The 21,700-nt window shown below is 38.5% G+C and carries 15 protein-coding genes; 5 read left to right on the top strand and 10 right to left on the bottom strand.

All coding sequences use genetic code 11. The features are described from left to right. Window positions 1-44 precede the first annotated feature (44 nt). Together NSTC745_RS01015 and ntcA are read right to left on the bottom strand one after the other, a co-directional pair. Window positions 45-1,535, bottom strand: a complete 1,491-nt coding sequence (locus NSTC745_RS01015; RefSeq protein WP_445635512.1) for a DUF3084 domain-containing protein — start codon at window positions 1,533-1,535, stop codon at window positions 45-47. A gap of 168 nt (window positions 1,536-1,703) precedes the next feature. Further along, window positions 1,704-2,375 carry a global nitrogen regulator NtcA gene (gene ntcA, locus NSTC745_RS01010; protein ID WP_010998529.1) on the bottom strand — a complete coding sequence of 224 codons (672 nt, stop codon included), beginning with the start codon at window positions 2,373-2,375 and terminating at the stop codon, window positions 1,704-1,706. 380 nt (window positions 2,376-2,755) lie between these two features. On the opposite strand from ntcA, the gene fabI reads away from it, so the two are divergent. The 5 genes from fabI (at window position 2,756) to NSTC745_RS00985 (ending at window position 9,370) form a co-directional block, all read left to right on the top strand. Further along, the gene (gene fabI, locus NSTC745_RS01005) at window positions 2,756-3,532 is read left to right on the top strand and encodes an enoyl-ACP reductase FabI (protein ID WP_445635511.1); all 777 of its coding nucleotides are present in this window, start codon (window positions 2,756-2,758) and stop codon (window positions 3,530-3,532) included. 96 nt (window positions 3,533-3,628) lie between these two features. After that, window positions 3,629-4,270: an imidazoleglycerol-phosphate dehydratase HisB gene (gene hisB / locus NSTC745_RS01000; RefSeq protein ID WP_445635510.1), complete on the top strand. Its 642-nt coding sequence runs from the start codon at window positions 3,629-3,631 to the stop codon at window positions 4,268-4,270. 194 nt (window positions 4,271-4,464) lie between these two features. Beyond that, complete coding sequence (locus NSTC745_RS00995; protein ID WP_445635509.1) at window positions 4,465-5,448, top strand: ABC transporter ATP-binding protein; 984 nt, start codon at window positions 4,465-4,467, stop codon at window positions 5,446-5,448. A 403-nt stretch (window positions 5,449-5,851) separates the two neighbouring features. Beyond that, window positions 5,852-7,321, top strand: coding sequence for an SLBB domain-containing protein (locus tag NSTC745_RS00990; protein WP_445635508.1), 1,470 nt, complete (start codon window positions 5,852-5,854; stop codon window positions 7,319-7,321). Between the two features lie 594 nt (window positions 7,322-7,915). Continuing rightward, a complete protein-coding gene (locus NSTC745_RS00985; protein ID WP_445635507.1) occupies window positions 7,916-9,370 on the top strand; it encodes a choice-of-anchor Q domain-containing protein in 1,455 nt (484 codons plus the stop codon). Between the two features lie 332 nt (window positions 9,371-9,702). Here NSTC745_RS00985 and NSTC745_RS00980 read toward each other — a convergent pair whose 3' ends face one another. The 8 genes from NSTC745_RS00980 to NSTC745_RS00945 all read right to left on the bottom strand — a co-directional run bounded on the left by NSTC745_RS00980 (window position 9,703) and on the right by NSTC745_RS00945 (window position 21,696). Next, the gene (locus NSTC745_RS00980; protein WP_445635506.1) at window positions 9,703-11,916 is read right to left on the bottom strand and encodes a GumC family protein; all 2,214 of its coding nucleotides are present in this window, start codon (window positions 11,914-11,916) and stop codon (window positions 9,703-9,705) included. Window positions 11,917-12,238: 322 nt separating this feature from the next. Then, the gene (locus NSTC745_RS00975) at window positions 12,239-13,435 is read right to left on the bottom strand and encodes a glycosyltransferase family 4 protein (protein WP_445635505.1); all 1,197 of its coding nucleotides are present in this window, start codon (window positions 13,433-13,435) and stop codon (window positions 12,239-12,241) included. Window positions 13,436-13,560: 125 nt separating this feature from the next. Continuing rightward, window positions 13,561-14,667, bottom strand: a complete 1,107-nt coding sequence (locus NSTC745_RS00970) for a glycosyltransferase family 4 protein (protein ID WP_445635504.1) — start codon at window positions 14,665-14,667, stop codon at window positions 13,561-13,563. A gap of 47 nt (window positions 14,668-14,714) precedes the next feature. Continuing rightward, complete coding sequence (locus NSTC745_RS00965) at window positions 14,715-15,992, bottom strand: O-antigen ligase family protein (RefSeq protein WP_445635503.1); 1,278 nt, start codon at window positions 15,990-15,992, stop codon at window positions 14,715-14,717. Between the two features lie 70 nt (window positions 15,993-16,062). Beyond that, window positions 16,063-17,139, bottom strand: coding sequence for an acyltransferase family protein (locus tag NSTC745_RS00960; protein ID WP_445635502.1), 1,077 nt, complete (start codon window positions 17,137-17,139; stop codon window positions 16,063-16,065). Window positions 17,140-17,342: 203 nt separating this feature from the next. After that, on the bottom strand, window positions 17,343-18,320 hold the full coding sequence (locus NSTC745_RS00955) for a glycosyltransferase family 2 protein (protein WP_445635501.1): 978 nt from the start codon (window positions 18,318-18,320) through the stop codon (window positions 17,343-17,345). Between the two features lie 112 nt (window positions 18,321-18,432). Next, window positions 18,433-19,824 (bottom strand): oligosaccharide flippase family protein, encoded by a 1,392-nt coding sequence (locus NSTC745_RS00950; RefSeq protein WP_445635500.1) that lies wholly within the window; start codon window positions 19,822-19,824, stop codon window positions 18,433-18,435. 432 nt (window positions 19,825-20,256) lie between these two features. Then, the gene (locus tag NSTC745_RS00945; protein ID WP_445635499.1) at window positions 20,257-21,696 is read right to left on the bottom strand and encodes a sugar transferase; all 1,440 of its coding nucleotides are present in this window, start codon (window positions 21,694-21,696) and stop codon (window positions 20,257-20,259) included. Window positions 21,697-21,700: the final 4 nt, after the last annotated feature.

The raw sequence follows: 21,700 nt of genomic DNA, 5'->3' as shown, positions 1-21,700 counted from the left end.
ACTCCTGAATTCTGAATTCTGAATTCTGACTCCTGACTTCTTGTTTAAGTACTAAAAATGATTTGTCCGTTGACTACTGCTACTAATTTCACTCTCAATGGCCCGGCTGTATAAGTGTCTTCTGCGGCGATCGCTTTAATTTCTAATGGTTGATTGTACTGCCTTAATTGGGTGACAAAACGTAGAAAAGTGCCGTCTACTTGTACATTTTCAACAATTCCGGCGTTACGAGCGCGAAATTGAGAAGCAGAAATCAATATTTCTAATCGCTGCTGTAACTGATAAGATGTCATGTTTGTAGGGTCAGCAGTAGTTGTAGCTAACTGCGTCCCTTGGGAAAAAACCAATTCATTGCGGGCTATATCGGTAAAAATTTCTATTTGCTTTTCTCCCCTGACATAATTACCCGCTGAGAAAATTCGGATTACATATTCTCGACCATCCTCAATTTGTTTGCTCAATTGCTCGACTCTCTCTTGAGTCACGCGCACAAGCTCTACGTTTGGAGAAGTTGCACCAGGTTCGCTTAATTCCAAGTTAGCGTTGCGATTGGCTTGTTCTAAAAGTTGTACTACCGCCTGACGAGCCGCAGCCGCTTGGGTAACGCGAACCACAGCAGCAGACAGAACTTGACCCCGAACTAAGGCTAGTTTACCCAAACGCAAATCTTGGTAGGACTGATAATATTTTTCCAGCCTAGCAACTTCCTGTTCTAGTTCTTCCTGTTGCGCTTCTAATTCTTTGAGGCGAGATTCCCGTTTGGCAATCACTTGTTCTCTAGCTGTAATTTCTAAATTACGCTTTTGAATTAACTGGTCGAGTTGGGCAATTTTGCGATCGCGTGCTTCGATGGCTTCTTGGCGGTTGGCAAGTTCGCGATCGCGTTTTTCAATAGCTGTTTTGGCTTCGTCAATCGCTTTTTTCGCCTCAGCATACAGTCGTTGACGTTCTGTCTTTAATAGTTCAACTGCTGCCTGTAGTTCCTTTCGCTGATTGTAAACGCTTTGCAGTTCAGCTATGGCTTTTTGATACTGAGTTACAACTCGATCTAGCTGCCCTTGAGTGCGCTGGAGTTGAGTTTGAGTTTGGGCTTGCTGTTGAATAGTGCGGTTGAGCTGGGCTTGAGTTTCCCTTTGCTTGGCATTGACCGCCTGCAAAGACTGATTAATTGCTTGCAACTCTTGTTGTGCCTTTGCTTGGGCGATTCTTGCTTGATTTAGCTCGTTCTCTACCTGGCTTTTCTGACTTTCTGCGGTTTTTAGTTGTTCTCGCTTTTGCCTGAGGTCTGTTTGAATATCCTCTAATTCAAAGACTCCCTGGCGCAATTTATCGTCAGCAGCGAATAAAATTCCTAAGGTTGATGCCGAAATCAAACCGCCAGTAAAAATCGTTACTAGTACGGCGGTATTTTTCGGACGAAGGTTAAAAAGTGAGAGGCGGGCTTTGCCAACTCGTGTGCCGATGCGATCGCCCACGGTTGCAATTACGCCTCCCAGAATTAAAATTGCTGCGATGAGGATGTATCCGGTGGTCATGTTTAGCTACCGAAATCCTTCCAGATACAGCCTACTACTTTTAGCCATTGTCTGTGGAGAAGTGGAGGTTGGCAATAGCTTCCATTACTCAATTTTAGGTGTTCCTTTAGCTATTAGTGCGATCTTGAAAAACACGACACGTGCCGACTCCGCTGACTCCAATTGTTTTTATGTGAACTGCCGACTTAAAGTAACGGGTTTATGCACAGTAATCTTCTTCTTGTGGATGGAAATCATCTTTTTCTCGCGCAGATCCCCTAGTAGCCTTGTAACTGTAACACGGGTCGAACCAATTGCCTCGGCGATCGCTTGATGAGACAATTTCAAATCAATTGTGATCCCATCCGCACAGGGAACTCCAAAATCACGACAAAGAATTAATAAAAAACTCACCAACCTAGAACCCATATCTCGGTGAGCAAGAGTTTCAATCATCATCTCTGTCTGTAAAATTCGCGAAGACAGACCCCGCAGCATTAACATTGATAATTCTGGATTTTCCTTGAGTGCTTGCTCAACTTGTTCGATTGGTGCCGACAATAATTCCACAGGCGTAAATGCAACCGCATGGTAAAAGCGATCGGATTTATTTCCTGTCAGCAATGACAATACACCAAAAACACTATTTTCTCGCAGCAGTGCTACCGTTATTTCCTCTCCTGCCTCGTACACCCTGGAAAGTTTAACAGCACCTTTTAAAAGAAAATAAACTCGTTCGGCAGGATCGCCAGGAAAAAAGATCGTTTTATTGCGTTCAAACGTTTCCACAACTGGCGGAAACGCCCCGGTCGCCATCTGACGAAAAACATTTGCTAGGGCTTTATCTTGTGTCACGATCATCTCCCTTCCCCTACCCAATGCCGGAAAAACAAAAACTAATTACCTAAGAATACACCCGAAAATTCAATAAAGCACCGTCAATCTTTCTGTACTTTCCTATACTCCAACTAATTGCTTCTTAAGTCTTTGTTTATAATGATACATAATTGTCGATCTCTTGGGCTATAAATTGTTGATAAATGGTTCCAAGTAGCTGTATTAAAAAGGTTTTTTAAAGAACAAATAAAGACAACTTGAGAATATCTTTAGAAAGAATCAAGAATTTGATGACAGCAAACACCCTTACCAATATTCATTTTTGCAAATCCTGTGTAAAACAAAGACAAAACGTGCCTCAGATTCTAGTATGCTCCTAATGATCGATCGCATTAACAATTCCTATGCTGAATCTGACTGGAAAAAATGCTTTAGTTACAGGTATTGCCAATAACCGCTCCATAGCTTGGGGCATCGCCCAACAACTACACAAAGCAGGAGCTAATCTCGGAATTACCTACCTTCCGGATGAACGCGGCAAAATGGAAGCAAAAGTAGCCGAATTAGTGCAACCCCTCAACCCCAGCTTATTTCTTCCCTGTAATGTCCAAAACGACGAACAAATTCAATCTACCTTCGAGACAGTACGCGAGAAGTGGGGAAAGTTAGACATCCTAATTCATTGTCTTGCCTTTGCCAATAAAGAGGACTTGACTGGAGATTTTAGCCAAACCTCTCGTTCTGGCTTCAAAACTGCTTTAGAGATTAGTACTTATTCGCTGGTGCAATTGAGCGGTGCAGCTAAACCCCTAATGACAGAGGGAGGTAGTATCGTCACGCTGACGTATTTAGGCGGTGTCAGGGCAGTTCCTAACTATAACGTCATGGGAGTTGCCAAAGCGGGTTTAGAAATGAGCGTGCGTTACCTAGCCTCTGAACTAGGGCCGCAAAATATCCGCGTCAACGCCATCTCCGCAGGCCCTATCCGCACTTTGGCATCTTCAGCAGTAGGCGGAATATTAGATATGATTCATCATGTAGAGCAAGTAGCTCCGCTACGGCGCACTGTCACTCAGCTAGAAGTCGGCAACACTGCGGCATTTTTATGCAGCGATTTGTCCAGCGGCATTACAGGACAAGTTCTGTATGTAGATGCAGGATATGAAATTATGGGAATGTGACGCGATAAAGTTATGAGTTATGAGTTATGAGTTATGAGTTAAAAATTTATAACTCCTAACTCCTGACTCCTAACTCCTAACTTCTAACTCTTCCCTATGCAAACAACCAATCGCCAAGTCAATTCAAACTACGACCAGTTAACTAAAGCCCCTCGGATTGCTACTGTTCATCGCACCACAGGGGAAACTGATGTCCAAGTCACCATCAACCTTGATGGAACAGGAAAATGCACCGCAGCAACAGGCATTCCTTTTTTGGATCATATGTTGCATCAAATCGCCTCCCACGGGTTGATTGATTTAGATATCCAAGCTAAGGGAGACTGGGAAATTGATGACCACCATACTAACGAAGATGTGGGTATTACCTTAGGACAAGCTTTAAACCAAGCATTAGGCGATAGGAAAGGCATTGTCCGCTTTGGTAATTTTCTCGCACCCTTGGATGAAGCTTTAGTTCAGGTAGTGCTGGACTTTTCTGGACGCCCTCACCTCAGCTACGGTTTACAAATTCCTACCCAGCGTGTGGGAACTTATGACACTCAGCTGGTGCGCGAATTCTTCGTGGCATTGGCGAACCACAGCCAAATGACACTACACATTCGGCAACTGGATGGCATTAATTCTCATCACATTATTGAGGCGACATTTAAAGCCTTTGCGAGGGCAACACGCCTAGCAGTAGAAATCGACCCTCGTCGTGCTGGCTTGATTCCTAGTTCTAAAGGCGTCTTGTAACAAGCTTTATGGCACAGGGGAGTAGAGAAAAAATAATGACTCTTGACTCTTGACTCAATACTAGCTGAACACCGCGCTACTGCTAACAGCATTCATTGTGTTTGCAAGAATTATCCAACTAAGTGGTGATTATGATCGCCCTGTTGGGTAACTTGTAATAAATACCAAGCTGCTAAATTGTTGGTTGAACCGAGATGAAGTCTGTTGCAGATGACCCTGATTCTCAACTGAATACGACAAACACTTTGCCAGTAGTCGTAACTTCTGAGTTGCGAAAAGTTTATCGTAGTGGTTTTTGGCTAAATCAAAAAGTCGTATCTCTCAAAAGCTGTTCTTTAAAAATTTATCAAGGTGAAACCTTTGGGCTGCTAGGGCCAAACGGTGCTGGTAAAACTACCCTTTTAAAACTATTGCTGGGCATTATTCGCCCAACTGGCGGGCGGGGACTATTGTTAGGTAAGCCAATTGGCGATCGCCATGTTAAGCAATACATCGGCTATTTACCTGAAAATCCTTATTTGTATGATTATTTGACCGGCTGGGAGTTTTTACAGTTAGCAGCTGGGCTATTCCAAATTCCTGAGAGCGTACAACGCCGACGCATTCCCGAACTGCTGGAATTAGTAGGTTTATCCCAAGCCGATGCTCGCAAAAAGCTGCTGCGCCGCTATTCCAAAGGAATGTTACAGCGTGTTGGTATGGCACAGGCACTAATTAACGAACCAGAATTGGTTTTTCTAGATGAACCAATGTCTGGTCTCGATCCCGTGGGACGCTATCAAATGCGGGAAATTATTCTGGCTCTCAAAGCCGCTGGCAAGACGATTTTTTTCAACAGCCACGTTCTCAGTGAAGTAGAACAGATTTGCGATCGCATTGCCATACTTGCTCAAGGCGAATTAATCTGCTCTGGTTCCCTCAATGAACTTTTAGGCGGCAACGACACATATCATGTCAAAGGTCAAGGTGGCGATTGGGAAGTTCTCAAAAAATGGCTACCTACTTTGAGATTTGAGGCTGATGGTTCCTGGCAAGGTACACTACAAGACGATTACTATGATTTTCTCGCTAGCCTTCGTCTCATGGAAGGTAAAATTATTACCATGAACTTGTCTCGTCAGTCATTAGAAGAGTTTTTTATTCAACAAATCCAAACAAAAAATAACTCACTTAACTAATCTAATTGCTAAATAATTCTCTGTTTGACACTATATAGTGGCGATTTTTATTTTGACAGCAAATGTTACTCGTTAAATATTTTAAATTAAAACTTCAGTGTCATTAAATTGACTCATTAATAAAAAATAATTGGTAATTGCCTCATTGGAAAGCAGACAAATTATTGTATAAAATACCTTGGTTTGCCTAAATCTGATATTTTAGGATAATTGTCATATTCAAACACGGTTAACTTTAAATTAACTTCATTGAAAATTCAAATTCAATAAACAAATTTTCTCCGGAAAATTACACTTTTCAAGGAAAATAAGAGTGTTGGGGAACTTGAATACTTAGGTATAGTCAAAATAAAAATGTTTAGACAGTACTTTATTAATCGTAATTTCAGAATCTCAAGGAAATATGCCTAAAACAAATTTGTTTAAATCGCTTACTCAACCAGTTGTGGGTGCAGCTTTATTAACTGCTGTCAATGTTGCTGTACCCTTTGCTAGCCTAGCTCAGGGACAACCAGCATCACCAGCTACACCAATACCTAATACACAAACACAATTAGATACTAATTATTTATTGGGAGGCGGCGATCGCATCCGTGTAAATGTATTTGAAGTACCCGAATATACAGGTGAATACCAAGTTCCTCCAGGAGGAGCAATCAACTTACCTTTAATTGGCAGCGTTCCAGTTCTTGGGCTAACAACTGAACAAGCCGCTGATGAAATTGCCAGAAGATATGCTCGCTTCCTCAAACGTCCTTTAATTTCAGTCAATTTATTATCGCCTCGTCCGATCAATGTTTTTGTTGCCGGAGAGGTAACACGTCCAGGAGCTTATACTTTAAACTTGAGTGGAGGCGCCGGAGACAATCCAGGCGTACAATACCCCACTGTATTAGCTGCATTGACAACAGCCCAAGGAGTTACGCTGGCTGCCGATGTGACTCAAGTTCAATTACGACGTAAATTCGGACGTAATTCAGAACAAGTTGTTACCCTCAATTTGAAGGAACTGATCCAAACAGGCACATTATCACAGGATATAACCTTACGGGATGGAGACACTATAGTTGTGCCAACTGCAAATAACTTCAACATAGCAGAATCTCGCAATCTATTTGCAGCTAACTTTGCTGCCAGTCAAACCACACCCCGCACAGTAACAATTATTGGTGAAGTTAACCGTCCTGGTTCCTATCTAGTTACCCCAGGTAGTCTAAACGATCAAGGAGGTGCAACTCCTAACAGTGGTAGTGCTACTCCCACCGGTCTCCCAAATGTAACGCGAGTAATTCAACTAGCTGGTGGAATTACAGCACAAGCAGATATTCGTAATCTCAAGCTACGCCGACTGACAAGAACTGGCTCAGAACAAGCTATAGATATCAATCTTTGGCAACTGTTACAGAGCGGCGATGCCAATCAAGACATTATCGTCCAAGACGGAGATACGATTGTTATTCCGACGGCAACTGAGATCAACCCAGCAGAAGCTACTCAACTAGCTACAACTACTTTGTCTCCTGCACGCATTCAAGTTGGTGTAGTCGGGGAAGTCAAAAGACCGGGATTAACAGAAGTTCAGCCGAATAGCTCTTTAAATCAAGCTATACTTGCTGCTGGCGGATTTAACGATGCCAGAGCTAGCGACGATGCTGTTGATTTAATTCGTCTCAATCCTAATGGTTCTGTAACTAAACGTGTAGTAAAAGTCGATTTCGCTGCTGGAATTAATGAGCAAACTAATCCCATACTCCGCAATAACGATGTTGTATTAGTCGGTCGTTCCGGGATAGCGAAGACTGGTGATACTACAAATACTATAGCTGGGCCTCTAGGTGTTATCTTCAGTATTTTGAGGGTATTCGGACTATAATTTCAAATTCAGATTTTAATTGGGGGCGTTGGTTAACTTTTCCTGTCCCCATAATCCTATTACCATCACATCTAAATTCAGTCCTAATTCAGTCCTACGTGTATTACTGAGAATTTTTAATCTGCATTAATAGGCTTTTTGAAGGTGTGTTGTAATTAACTGAAATTGCTATGATAATGAGAATATTTTAGAGGCAGAGGCGACCAGTGTTCGTCTCTGCCTTGCTTTTACTGAAATGCTGATTATTATTATCATAAGTATTATTTAAGTAAATTAACCGATTGATGAGAGATACACTATTTTAACTACAGATCCCGCATATACACAGTAGAATGATGTCGAATTACGAATGACGCCATTTGTACTGATGCTTAGTGTTCATTAAAATGGTGATTCTGCATACTGATGATTTATTCTCAGTACTTTTACTACAGATTTGCTAATTTTCAGAACACAATCTCAAAAAGCATTGAAATAATATTTACGCGGAAATTCGCAGGTGCAAACCTAAAAAACCGTGTATAAACTTACAAATGGCAGTTATACGGCCGTATCGAATACTGAGTTACTTACTAAGGCTAGAGTTAGTAACCTTTGACAGTTCAGTTTTTGCAACATAACCTTTTTTTTCCTATGATGATTCATGGTTTGAGTTTTCTCAGTTTGAGTGCATCTGTTGTACTTCCCTGGGCATTAGCAGGTATGGTTCAAGGGCAGAAAATAACAGAGCCTTTAGTTAAAGATGTTCCTGAAGCATCCACTGTTCAAGTCAATAAACTACCCAACCGCAAGCTAATAAGCGCTATTGCAGCTGCTTCGACAACATATTATGTTAGTGGTAGCGGCAGCGACAAGAATAGCGGACTCACTCCCTCATCAGCGTTCAGAACTCCTCAAAGGGCGGCAAACCTCACCAAACCTGGTGATACAGTATTATTAATGAACGGAGTATACAGTAATTCAAGCCCATCAGGGTCAGTATTAGTGATTACACGCTCCGGGTCGTCAAATGCATGGATTACATATAAAGCTTACCCTGGACATTCACCCAAGATTCAGCATGATGGATGGCATGGTGTTTGGATTAAAGATGGAGCTTCATATATCGAGGTGAACGGCATAGAAATTGAAGGAAACAATCGTAATATAAGTCTCAGCTATGCCCTGAGCCAAAAGTATAACACTGGAAACCCAAAAACTAGCGGAAGCTGCATCACTATAGATGGGCGACGAAACGGTCGTCCTCATCATATACGTATTCTCAATAGCGAGATACATGACTGTGGAGGAGGAGGCATTTCAGGACTTGAAATTGACTATGTGACAGTGAGTAATAACGAAGTTTACAATAATGCCTGGTATGCACCCTTTGGCTGTAGTGGCATTTCGTTCTTGGGAAATTGGAACTCTGACGGTAACCAGAGCAGCTACAGAATGCTCGTGACCAACAACAAGGTCTACAGAAATAGATTGTACGTTCCCTGGATTTTTAACGGTAAGAAACAAGACGGGAACGGAATAATTTTTGACCGTGGAAGACACGATCAGGCGGGAGCAAAATTACCTCCGTATCAAGGTCGTATTTTGATTGCTAACAACGTTGTGTATGAGAATGGTGGTGGCGGCGTTCATGCATTCAAAACTGACAATATCGACGTTATCCATAACACTTCTTATATGAATAGCCAGACTCCAGAAATTCCATACGGACAAATCTCGATGAATGATACCAGGAATGTCAGAGTTCTGAATAACATCCTCTATTCTCAAAGTGGTAAGCCTATAAACTCGGCGAGCGGAAAAAATATCAACACTACTTTTAACTACAACCTTTATAACAATAACGGTTATAGTGCAAGTGGTAAGGGCCCTAACGATATTGTTGCAGATCCACAGTTTGTTAATGCTGGTGGAAAGGATTTTAGAGTGAAATCGACGAGTCCAGCAATCAATAGTGGCATTAACTTTGATTTTCTAAAAACCGATTTTCTAGGCAGCGCCCGTGTGAAAGGTTCAAAACCTGATAGAGGAGCATACGAAATTCAATAGTACTAAATTAAGTAGTACTAAATAGCATAGTAAGGGGTTGTATGGCAAAATTCTGATTTTTACAGAATTTTGCCATACAATCTATTTTTGTAATTCATAATTCGCTGATTTTTTGAAAACTCAGAAATAAATTAGAAACGGCAAATTTATTTTTTGGGTTTACATAGTTGCAGAACAATTTAGTAAATTCAAAAATTACCTGGGAGTATTATTAGAATTAACCAAAAGCGGAGCTTTCTTTGCTCCGCTTTGCTTATCAGCGTTTGGCTTCAATTAACGTTTCATTGCTGTCATAAAGGTTGGTATAACCAACATAAACTACTGTGGAGCTTTTATTTTTTTGCAAGTCCCTTAAACTCTTTTGTTAGCTCTCTTGGTTGGAAATATTCGTGACCGTGATACAAATAAGTACTAGATTCATTTTTATCAATGATTCCATTGACAACTAAACCTAATACATTATAGTTAGATCTTTCTAAGATCTCTTGAGCCGCGTTAGCGCTGTTAGAATCAATCACTCCAGGCCGAGATACTAACAAAATCCCATCAGTCATTTGACTTAAACTTAGAGCATCAGCAGCTAAAAGAAGTGGAGGAGCATCAATAATTACGAAATCATAATTAGATTGAGATGAAACATTGTCAATTAATGATGCCATGCGTTTTGAGTCAAGTAAAGCAAGTGGGTTGGGAGGTCTAACTCCAGCAGTTAATACATCAAGGTTATCCATTACTTTGGATACAGCTGTGTTAAATTCAGCTTGACCTACAAGAACCTCACTTAAACCAACTGCATTGGTTAGTTCCCACAGATGGTGTTGAGAAGGAACTCGCATATCTGCATCAATTAGTAAAACTTTACGTCCTAGCTGAGCGATCGCCGCTGCCAGATTCGCTGAAACTGTAGACTTTCCTTCTTTAGGAACTGCGCTAGTTACTACGATTGTTTTGAGTACTTTATCTGAACTCAAGAATTTTAGATTTGCTTGAATCATCCGATACATTTCACTTGTTAAAGAGTGAGGCATATCTCGGACAGCAACCTTTTGAGTTATTGATTCTGCGCTTGAAAAACGAGAGCGAACCTTTTTCACAGACAAAGGAACAATTCCCAGTAAGGTATATCCAAATACATCTCTAACTTCTTTAAGTGTTTTCAGAGATCTATCTCTCATACCTAAGAACAGAACAGTGGTTGTAGCCAAAAATAAACCGAACATTACTCCTAAGAGTAAGACGATAAATTTTTTGCCTGCTACTGGGTCAGTGGGCACTAAAGCCTGAGCAATAATCCGGGAACTAGCTGTATTGGTATTTTCAACTAACTGTAATTCTTGAACCTTTTTCAATAGAGTTTGATATGTTGATTCTGCAACTTCAAGTTTCCGCTCTAACTCCCGCTGATTTTGTATTAATTGGGGTATAACTTGCACGCGCTTTTGGTAGTTAGAGCGAGAATTATACAAAGAAGCGAGCCTTTGGCTTAAGCCAAAACGTTGCACTTCTGATTGCAGAAAATCTCGGATCAGGTTTTGTCTGAGTTCTCCAATTTGCAATAAATTCTGAGGAACTTGGGCGTTGCTACCAACGGTTTGAGAAATTTGCTGCTGTAGTAAAGCTCTTAAATTAGCTTTTTTGGCTTCTAGATTAATGATTGCGGGGTTATCATCTTGGAAACGGCTACGTTCGCTCGCTAACTGTCGCTCAATATCTTGAAGTTGTGTTAATATTCCCTGTACAGCTGGTGACTGACTGAGGGCACTCACAGCGATCGCATTTTGGGAACTCAAATTTACTTTCTGTCGCAGTTCATTTGTTTGAGCGTTGATTTCATCTAATTGAGCCTGAACAGTATTAATCTCAGTATTTAAATTCCCAATAATACTGACGGCTGACTTTGTTTCTTCTGTGAGATCTGCAATGCGGTTCTTCTGCCTGAATATACGCAGCTCTCGCTCTGCTTTGTCAACAGCCTCTTGAGTTTTTGGAAGCTGCCTAGCAATAAATTGACGAGTTGATGCTGCTTCTGACCGACTTGTGAGAATATCGTTTTCTAGATAAACATTCATCACTGTGTTGACCACTGCCGCCGCTTCTTCAGGGTCAAGGCTAGAATAAGTAATTCTCAATACATCTGTTCCGCCGATAATTTTCAATACCAGCGATTTTTGTAAAGCTTTTACTGTTAAGGGTTGACCTTCTGGATCTTTGAGTTGTAACTTATCTATTGTCTTCTGCAATAAAGCAGGAGAGGAAATAACTTCTATCTGAGTGTTTATAGGATTTTGAGATGCTATCAGGGATTTGAGGTCTCCTGCAGATCCTCCTTCTGTGGTTGTCGGCAAAAGATTAGATCCTACTACTTTAAAAGAAGGAATTCTGAACAATAGTTTTCCTTCTGATTCATAGGATGGCTTTATAAATCTTGTAGCTACTGCACTGAGCATGACCGTAGCTAGAAAAATGGTGGCCGCAGGTATCCACCACCGTTTCAACATCAATAAATAACGATTAAGGTCTAAATCAATAGTTTCTCTAGATTCCATAAATTTTTATGACATAAATGTTCAAAAGTACGGGTTTTGAGCGATAAACTAGAGATATTATGGCTTTGAGCAAGCAAAAAGCACTACAATTAACAGGACTTGTACCATAAAACCTTACGCATAACACACAGTATAGACTATATAAGTTACAAATTGAGTTTATATTCTGGCATGATTGCGCCACATTCGTCAGAAAGAACCTTGGTAAATTATATTTTTTAGCCGATTTGAGCGCTTCTTAAAGATTTAAAGCACCCTCAATACAAGTATTTACCTACTACTCAAGTCCATGAGTAATGATTGCGGAATTTGAAGGTAGTAATTACTGACTTTGGAAAATCTTATCATATGCCTCTAAAAGTTTCGGAACTTGATATTGCCACTCAAGGATCTCCTCCATTCTGCGGCGTCCCTCGGCTCCTATTTTTTCTCTGCGTTCAGCGGAATCTAAAAGCTCTAGAATTTTCTCAGCAAATTCCACCTCATCATTCGGCTTGGCATAGAGAGATGCTTCTTGTGCAGAACGTCTTCCTTCTCGCAAATCAAACTGGACAATTGCTTTACCCATAGCCATGTATTCGAGAATTTTATTCATGGTGCAGTTTTCGTTATAAGCAGATGTAGGAGAGGGTTCCACACACACATCGCAACTTGAAAGCCGCTCTAAAAGTTCCTCACCTTGTTTAAATCCTGTGAATTCTACGAAATCAGTTACTTCCAGTTCTTTAGATAAGGCTTTGAGCTTTTCTGCCGCAGGGCCACTGCCAATTAGCATAAAGTGGATATCTTGGCGATTTTTTTTCCGAACAATGTAATTTACCATTCTCAGGAGATAATCAATTCCCTCTGGTTCGCCCATAACACCCATGTAACCTACTAAGTAGTCTTTACCTGCACGGTAATTTGGATTTGGAGGCATTCGGCGAAAACGAGAAAGGTCTGGTGCGCTACGAACTACAAACACCTTCTCTGGTTTCTTTTTACCACGGCTAATAGCTACCTCTCGATGCGACTCGTTGGTTGAAATTACCATATCTGCTGTTGCATATGTCAAGCGTTCAGCCAACCGTAACCCATGATAAAAGATGTCACGACGTTGATACTTAGCTTCATACATTTCAGGACTGAGGTCATGATGATCGAAAATAATGCGTACACCATGAAATAATTTAAACCACCCTGCTACTAAAAAAAGCAAATCCGGCGGATTACAAATATGGATGACATCAAAACCACGCTCTCGCCACACGCGTTGAGCTAGGCGGAATTGCCAGTTAATTGCCCAGCTATACTCTCGAAGATACCCAACGACCGAACTTTCTTCTGGTGGTAGAGGATGACGATAGATGTGAATCTGCTCAATAACCTCATAGTCTTTATCAAAGCCATTACCTGTGGGTGAAATCACAGCAACTTCATATCCCGATTTTTGCAAAGTAGTGGCTTCCATCCACACCCGTCGGTCAAAGGGAACTGGCAGATTTTCAACGATAATTAGTACTCTTTTTGCTGATGCCATAATAACTTAAATTCTTAATTATTTGACGAACAAACTTGCCAATTACAGATCTGATTTTTCTAGTCAAAAACAGGATCAATTAACCTGCGTGTTTCTATTTTCTTAGTTTGTATGCTTAGACTTACCTAACTTTTCAGGCTTACTTTAACATCTGGATTCAATATTGAATGATATAAATCAAGGAAAGAAACCCAATGATTTTTAATATCAAGAGACAAAACGCTTTTTCTGGCCTTAAGTCCTAAAGAAAACCTCAAATTTTTATTTTCAATCAAAGATTTCAAAGAATTTGATAATTGCTCACGATTACCTGGATTAACAATTAGTCCATTTTCTAAATCAGTCACAATTTCAGGGATACCTCCTACTGGTGTCACTATGACTGGCAACTCCCAAGCCATTGCTTCTAGCATTGCTAATGGGAGGCCTTCATTATAAGATGGCAGCACAAAAATATTTGCTTGAGTTAGGAGAATATCGCGCTCATCTGAGCCTATCCAACCAGGTAATTTTATGTAATCTTCTAGATTTAAAGTTGTAACTAAATTGCGTGCTTCTACTACCTCTCCATCTCCTGCCATAATCAGACTCAATTTAGTTCGATGTTCATTAGGCAAAAGAGAAATCGCTTCTATCAAGTCAAATGCTCCTTTGCGTTGTCCAATTCGTCCTAAAAAGAGTAAATTAACTTTGTCAGAGACTGAACGCTGTGGAACTTCAACAGGAATTTTTACTGGATTATAGAAAACTACAACTTGTTCTGGTTTTAGGCCAAGATTTTCTATATAAAAGCTTTTCCAACTTTCAGATAATACAATTAACCTTTGACACTTGACAAATATCCAACTTAGCAGTTTCTGTAGAGATTTTGGTAACCCAGAGTAGAAAAGATGGAATTGACTACCATGAGCGTGTATTATTATTGGTTTGCGAAATACCCAAGCTAAAAGAATCATAATCGCTTGTCGCAAAATACTGCCACGCTGTGAAATTTGAAGTTGAACAATATCAGCTTCTTGCTTGAGTAATATCCAGAGAAATTTCCATATAGCTTTCAAAAATACCGTGACTTTTTTTGCTACACTTCCTTCCTCATGGGTAATGATGTGACATATTTTTACTTCAGGAGGAGCATACTTCAAAAAAAGATTTTCATAACCAGAAATCCCACCTTGTTGAAGTAAGCTTGGGCCTAACATAATAATTTTCAGAGGATTAGTTTCACTCATCATTTTTAGCTTGAATTTGGCAACAAAATTTGGTTATTACCTAGTGATTGTTAAATTTTCAACTGTCCAGTGTTTGAATTGAATGTATTTTTATAACTTTGTTTGAAATTATGAGATAGCTGGCTTGATAGTATCGCTGATACATAAAGTGTCCATTCAATAGAATTTTGTTCTATTAATACAGTTTCAGTAAAGTTTGCAAAAGCAAGAAAAGTTAAATAAATCAAGAGCCATACATTATTTTCCAACATTCTATTTAATCTAATAAAATATATTCCTTTGAAGAAACTACTTAAAAAGCCCGCTAGAAAAACTAAGAATCCTACTACACCCAAGGCTAATAGGAGATCTAAAAACCCATTGTGAGCAGTAGGAGTAGGCCATCCTGCTGACTCTTGTACATAAGCTGCACCAGAAGTGTCAGCGCCATACCAAAATGCTCCATAACCATATCCAAGCAACGGTTTTTTCTGCACCATCTCCAACACAGCTGGCCATATCTCTGAACGTCCAGTTAGCGTAGTGTCCTTACCTATGCTTCCCAAAATTTGATCGGCGTATGTTACGAACAAGGCGTAAAAAGCTATACTTATGGTGCTTATAAATGCCAGTGCAGGTATTAAGGTTGTATACTTCAAGCGTAAAATTCTCTGATATACGGGGAAAGCTCCTGTAAGTATGAGTAAATTCCCTAAAGATGTTGTTGAGCTTGAGAATAACACAAGTATTGCAGAAGCTACATAGCCAAACCATAAAACCCAACGATTTTGGCGAGTAGTCATAGCAAGGAAGAAAAATATTGCTCCACTAAGTACAAATCTCCTACCAAGAGTATTCTTCTGTGAATATATTCCTCTCCAAGCACTTGCGTGGTCATCCACTCCAATACCATATTGTGGCATCAAAAAAACAATCAGGAAACAAGCTACAGCGGAGATACCAAGCATATAAGCACACAATTTCAGTTGTTCTTTCAAGGTGTAGCGTGAAGCTAGATAAACTCCAAAAAATGTTGTTCCTATAAGGCCAAAAACCCTACGCGTAGTTGTATCTGGATCTAAAGACCAAAAACTAGAAATTGCACAAACTCCCAGAAAAGTCCAAATAAGCTTATTTTTGCTACTAACATAGATAACTTTCTTCCAGCGTAGAATAATTAATAAAAAAGCTATTCCATATGTAAGAGTGTAAAGAAATCTATATATGGTTCTATCACCATCTTGTAAGGTATAGCCTTGTGACAGGAATGGATCTAATGGAGTTCCTGAATAAATTATTAAACAAATAGCTGTAATTACTTGTTCGGCAGAAAGTAAAAGTTTTCTCATTGTTTGTAGTATGTATCATTGTGGGCATACACAAGAGATTAAGCAGTTGGTAAGCGTGCGGCTGTTAGTTTTAGGTAATTTTAGCAAATACTTTGTTCCTTAGATTTATAATTAATGGTTTTTCTATATAAGTATGGATCGACGATCCTAGAGCTACTGCTATAAAGACGGTTAGAAACACAATGATATTGAAATTTATAATTGTGTATAATACTTCACTTTTCCTTAGTAGCGCATCCAAAATTTTACTGATATTACTTAAGAAAAACCCATGTGTTAAATATATAGAATAAGAGGCATCTCCTAGATAAATTAAAATTAATGGTATATTTATCTTACTCGACATTTCTAAATATACTGAGCCAATAATCAGAAGGGTAAAAGGAATCCCATAACTTATTAAAGAGGGAATACCTGATACATCGAATTCTCCATATTTTGTATTGATAACTGATAAGACTAAGAGAAAAAGAGAAGTGTAAATTAATGAGCTTTTTAACTTAAATCTTGATTTAGAGATAGCATATGCAGCTAAGCAACCAAGTATAAATTCTAAATTATGTTCGTCAAATATAAAATTGAGGAGAAAATTATTGCCAATTGGTAAAAGATCGAAGAGATTGAGAACTACCCCAGCTATCCAAGCAACAACTATAGCTCTGCAAATTTTTGTGTCAAACAAAATTAATCCGGCAAACAGGCAGTAAAAAAAAATTTCATAGCTTAGCGTCCAACTGACACCAATAAAATTAGTGTTGAGGATAGCTCTATCTTGTGATAATAATAAAAAAGCTTTTAAAACTTCACCTGCACCTGTTTGAGGAATTGTATCTTTATAATTGGTAAATATAGAAGCTAAAATTTTACTAGCTAAAACAATCCAATACAATGGATATATGCGAATAAATCGTTTGGTAATGAAAGCTTTCAATTTATTTGGTTTACCTATATCATATTGATGAATATAAAATATGATAAATCCACTTAGTACGAAAAAAAAATCAACACCTATCCAACCGAAATGAAATATGTGCAATAAAGTGTTCCGGTCGAATTGACGAGAGAGTATGCGATCGCCATGAGATAAGACTACGAGGATAGCAGCAATACCACGGTATACTTGTAGTAAATTCAATTTTTTGTTCATATCATTATCCAGGGTAGACTTTAAAAACTAAATTCACTTCTATGGCTTTTGATAAACATAAAAGTATTTGACTAATTTTAATTATTGCTGACAGCCATTTATAGACACAGTTTATATGAGTTGCCAATCAATAACGCTGATGAAGCGGTTTAACTGGCAACACATCCTTTTGATACCTCAGTATATCAGCCAACTAACCCATTTCAGGGTGAAATTTCCTTAAAAACAGCTGGTTGTGTTTTTGAATTTTTATTGAAAACAGAGCGAATTCGCTGTCTGAGACCGTGAGGAATTAACCACATTGTTAAGTACAAGCATATATCTATTAGTCTGGGCTTACCCCAGCGTATAGCTTCCCACAATAGAGGGAAAAAAGCTTGCCAATCACCTGCTGATGACGCAAAATGGCTAACAATTGTTGCAATAAAACCTGAATAAGCTTTTGGTGTTACTAAATTACGAGTTGAACGAATCCAATCTAAAGAATATTTCCAATCATTGACGTTACTCAAACGTTTGATTCCCATTTCCGAATGCCAGATTGCCATAGCTTCAGGTACAAATAGAATTTGTACATTTTCCATTGCACTGACCCGCAGTAACCACTCCCAATCCTCGTGTCTTGGAAATTTTTCTTCCAAAGGCATTTTTTCCATTAACTCTTTTTTTACAAAAAGAGTGGAGGTTTGTATGCATCCTTCTCCTTTAAAAAATGAGTTACGAACAAAAAGATATTCGCTCAAAGGTTCAGACGCTTGAGGTAGCCGTCTTGGGCAAATAAAGTCACCTTTTGGAGTCCGAGAAATGAAACGGCTGGCTATAACTGGAAACTCATAATTGGAACTATTAGCTAGTTCTAATTGACGTTCCAATTTTTGTGGTAGCCATTGATCGTCATCATCTAAAAATGCTATCCAAGTACCTTTGGCTTCCTTCACCCCAGTGTTTCTAGCACCGGATGGCCCAATATTTTTTGGTAGTTCTATAACTCTCAGTCTGGGATCGCCTATCTCAGATAGTGCATCGACTGTTTGCCGATCTGGGCCGTCTACTATCACAATCACTTCAATAGATTGTAGTGTCTGACTTAATGCGCTTTTGGCACCTCTGACAACAATTTGTGGCCTGTTACGTGTAGGAATAACTACGCTGACTATTGGTTGGTTACTTTCGTTTGACATTGGCATATTTTGAGTTGTTGTTTTTTATGTTTGAATAATTTAGATATTTATTAAATTTGATGCTTAATTTTTTTGCTAGTTAGTTATACAATAAAATTGACCAGAATATCGATCATCTTTTTACGAGTTTTTCCCAGGCAACATGAATTTTACCGAAAGCATGAATACTCAAAAAGCTAACGAATAGAATATAGCAGCAAGTAGCGATCGCTATAGTTAATAATAAATTCAAATGAATTGTTCCTAAAAGTATAAATACAACTGCTATTAAGACACTAATTATTAGAGGAGAGCGGATAATCCGCCATAAATTTAATGGAAATACAAGAGTATAAGTGAAATATAAATACTGGCTAAAACCAATAAAACTCATTAACAAAGCCATTATTGCTGCACCTAGTAAGTTATATTGGGAGACTAATATCAAACCTAATAAACTTCCTAATATAGTGTTAATAGCTACCTGGCGCAAATTTACAATTTCAAAACCATTTGCTACAAGTAAAAAAGATAATGACTGATTGAAGGGAAGAAAAATTAACGATATGGCAATAATACTAAGAGCTAAACTTCCTCGAACAAAGCTAGGATTATAGATAAAAGTTAGTAAGTCTTTACCAACAAACAGCAAACCAACACATAAAGGTAATGCAATAGTTAATAAAATTTCAATACATTTTTCGATAATGTTTCGCTGTTTATCCCGCCCTTGGTTCACTGCCTTTGATAATCCTGGAAACATTGCTATACATATACTATTTGCAACGATTAAAAATGGTTGAAATAATTGTATAATTCCACCATAAACACCCATTAAAAACTCGCTTCCTGATAATGAAAGTATCAAAATTTGAATTCGAGCGTTGATTACAGCTAGTCCTTCAATAGCAAAGAATGTACGCGCATTTTTTATTGTTTTCGAGATAAAGCCTCTATCAATTTCCCATTTGGGTTTTACAAGTTTAGCGATCAAAATCCATTCAATACCGAGAATAATTGATTCTGAGATCGCTAAAATTGCCGCTAAAAAATCAACTCCGTAATTCCTTTGCATCCCCCAGAGCATGATGAATAAACGTATTACATACACTGGAACTGTTGCTAGGGCAATTAGATGCATTTTTTCTTTCGCTTGAAAAATTGCCTCAGTAATATTGGAAAGCGAAAACGGAATGATTGTTAAACCCATTATGTAGCAAGCGGTAGAAGTTTCAGAAGTGTAGGGCAATAAAAATACTATGATTACCAAAACTACATAACTCAAGCAACTGAAAATTAACTGCAAACAGGTTCCACTTATTAAATAAAGTGATGTTCTTTCGGGTTCGCGGGCTATTTCTCTAGTAAATAAGGTTTTTAACCCCTGTGAGGCAATGCTTACAAATATAAAGTAATAGGTAAATGCTAGTAGATATTGTCCTAAGACCTCGGCTCCTAATATGCGAGCGATAGATGCCGTTAACACAAAGGCTGTAATGCTTTGCGCTAAACGATTAACTACCATTGAAAGGGAATTACTTATTAGTTTACGGTTTTTTACCATATAGTAATCAGCTTAATTTTTAGAATTTTTTCTCGACTGATTTCCTTATGTTACAGTTAGTTAGTTTCAATCAAATTTCAGAACTGTAAAACCGTAAATCTCTGTATAATAATTTGTCAATCTTAAAAGGCATAAGTGAAAATCTGGTTTCTCAGATACTCTATGGCTATTAGACATACCAAGTATTTAAATTAACTTTTTTCTGCGATTTTTTGGTAAAAAAATCTTTACTTGGAACCAACTGATATGTCAGTTTTGCTTTCTTTAACAAAGTAACTGAGACAGGAACTATCTAAATAGTTTTAGGTTAAAGAAAGAGTATGCTTTGTTGAGCTTTTATAATGATTTTTTTAATTAATCGATCTAAATTCAACTAAAGCAACTCATTTCCTTTTAGTATGCGCCTTCTTTTTTCAAAACCACCATAACTGTTTTGAGGAGAATTTCAAAGTCTAAACTAAGCGACCAATTTTCTATGTAGCTCATATCCAGGGCTATGACTTGTTCAAAATCTAAAATATTTGAACGACCTGAAACTTGCCAAAGTCCTGTAACACCAGGTAAAACTTCATGTCGAATAAAATGGTGTTCGGAAAACTTATCTACATCCCTAGTTGGCAAAGGACGAGGCCCAACTATACTCATTTCTCCAAGGATCACATTAAAGAGTTGGGGTAATTCGTCTAAACTGTAACGACGCAGAAATTTTCCAACACGAGTAACGCGAGGATCGTCTTTTATTTTGAAAATAATTCCGTCTTTTGTCTCATTTAAAGCTTCCAGTTCCTTTTGCAATTTGTCTGCATCAGATCTCATGGTTCTAAACTTCCATACTTTGAATTGTTTTCCATGTAGACCGATACGAGTTTGCTTGTAAAATACCGTGCCAGAAGAATCCAACTTTATAGCTATAGCTATAGCTATATAGATAGGAAATGTTAACATTACGAATAAAGCGGCGAAACAAAAATCACAAGTACGCTTTATCCAGAAGTCTTTACCTGTAATTATCGGACAATCTAAGCTCAGACAAGGCATTCCTCCTATTTTGTTAAATTCTACGTTTCTATAAATTGGTTTTAATTCCATCGGTATAATGTGTACTTGTATACCTGATGCTTGAAATAACCAACATAAAAACATTCTATTCTTCAAAGCATCCCAAGAGATAAAGACTTCTGTTACACCTAGCTGATTGAGTTGATTCAATGTTTGTTGGCGTTGATATCTGTCTAAGGCATTAGCATTTGCTGTGCCAGACACAATGTAATGTTTCTCTTTTTTTATGAAGCTAGCTATTTGCTCGTGGTCTTGAGGATCGCAGATAATAAATACAGAAGAACGGACTATTTTCTTTTGCTTACGAAGATATTCCAGAACTAGATTTACACTATATCTACCAGTACAAACAAAAAATGTACTGAGCAACCAAGACAAAAGTATTAAACTCGGACTTGTAATATCTATAATTGGCTGATATATCAAACAAACTAACAGTATTAATCCATGAGCAAAAGTCAGTGATTTAATAATATTCAGATAGTCATACCGTTTTTGACCCTCTCGGTAAATACCTTCGAGAGCTAGCGATCCTATTTGAATGCCAATAGTCATTAATATCGGCAAATAAGGGATTGAGCTACCCCAAGTAAAACCGTAAGAAGACTGGTATCCAGCTAAAATCCAAGCTAAGGATAAAAGAGTGCAATCTACTAAAAATAGTGTTGTTAGTCTCAGCCACCACGAACCTTTGCGTACTCTCACAATTGAAGATGCACGTAGATCCAATGGCACTTCACTCAAATTGTTTGTTGCAATACTTTGATTACTCATAGTT

It is taken from the genome of Nostoc sp. DSM 114161, assembly GCF_052692665.1.
The sequence above is the reverse complement of the archived record's forward strand: the minus strand, read 5'-3'. Positions and strand labels throughout refer to the sequence as shown.

What these genes read in the sequence shown, in the direction of transcription:
- NSTC745_RS00970 (WP_445635504.1), bottom strand. Translation starts at nt 14,667, where the DNA reads ATGATGAGTGAAACTAATCCTCTGAAAATTATTATGTTAGGCCCAAGC.
- fabI (WP_445635511.1), top strand. Translation starts at nt 2,756, where the DNA reads ATGCTGAATCTGACTGGAAAAAATGCTTTAGTTACAGGTATTGCCAAT.
- NSTC745_RS00965 (WP_445635503.1), bottom strand. Translation starts at nt 15,992, where the DNA reads ATGAGAAAACTTTTACTTTCTGCCGAACAAGTAATTACAGCTATTTGT.
- NSTC745_RS00990 (WP_445635508.1), top strand. Translation starts at nt 5,852, where the DNA reads ATGCCTAAAACAAATTTGTTTAAATCGCTTACTCAACCAGTTGTGGGT.
- NSTC745_RS00995 (WP_445635509.1), top strand. Translation starts at nt 4,465, where the DNA reads ATGAAGTCTGTTGCAGATGACCCTGATTCTCAACTGAATACGACAAAC.
- NSTC745_RS00975 (WP_445635505.1), bottom strand. Translation starts at nt 13,435, where the DNA reads ATGGCATCAGCAAAAAGAGTACTAATTATCGTTGAAAATCTGCCAGTT.
- NSTC745_RS01015 (WP_445635512.1), bottom strand. Translation starts at nt 1,535, where the DNA reads ATGACCACCGGATACATCCTCATCGCAGCAATTTTAATTCTGGGAGGC.
- NSTC745_RS00955 (WP_445635501.1), bottom strand. Translation starts at nt 18,320, where the DNA reads ATGTCAAACGAAAGTAACCAACCAATAGTCAGCGTAGTTATTCCTACA.
- NSTC745_RS00945 (WP_445635499.1), bottom strand. Translation starts at nt 21,696, where the DNA reads ATGAGTAATCAAAGTATTGCAACAAACAATTTGAGTGAAGTGCCATTG.
- NSTC745_RS00950 (WP_445635500.1), bottom strand. Translation starts at nt 19,824, where the DNA reads ATGGTAGTTAATCGTTTAGCGCAAAGCATTACAGCCTTTGTGTTAACG.
- hisB (WP_445635510.1), top strand. Translation starts at nt 3,629, where the DNA reads ATGCAAACAACCAATCGCCAAGTCAATTCAAACTACGACCAGTTAACT.
- ntcA (WP_010998529.1), bottom strand. Translation starts at nt 2,375, where the DNA reads ATGATCGTGACACAAGATAAAGCCCTAGCAAATGTTTTTCGTCAGATG.
- NSTC745_RS00960 (WP_445635502.1), bottom strand. Translation starts at nt 17,139, where the DNA reads ATGAACAAAAAATTGAATTTACTACAAGTATACCGTGGTATTGCTGCT.
- NSTC745_RS00980 (WP_445635506.1), bottom strand. Translation starts at nt 11,916, where the DNA reads ATGGAATCTAGAGAAACTATTGATTTAGACCTTAATCGTTATTTATTG.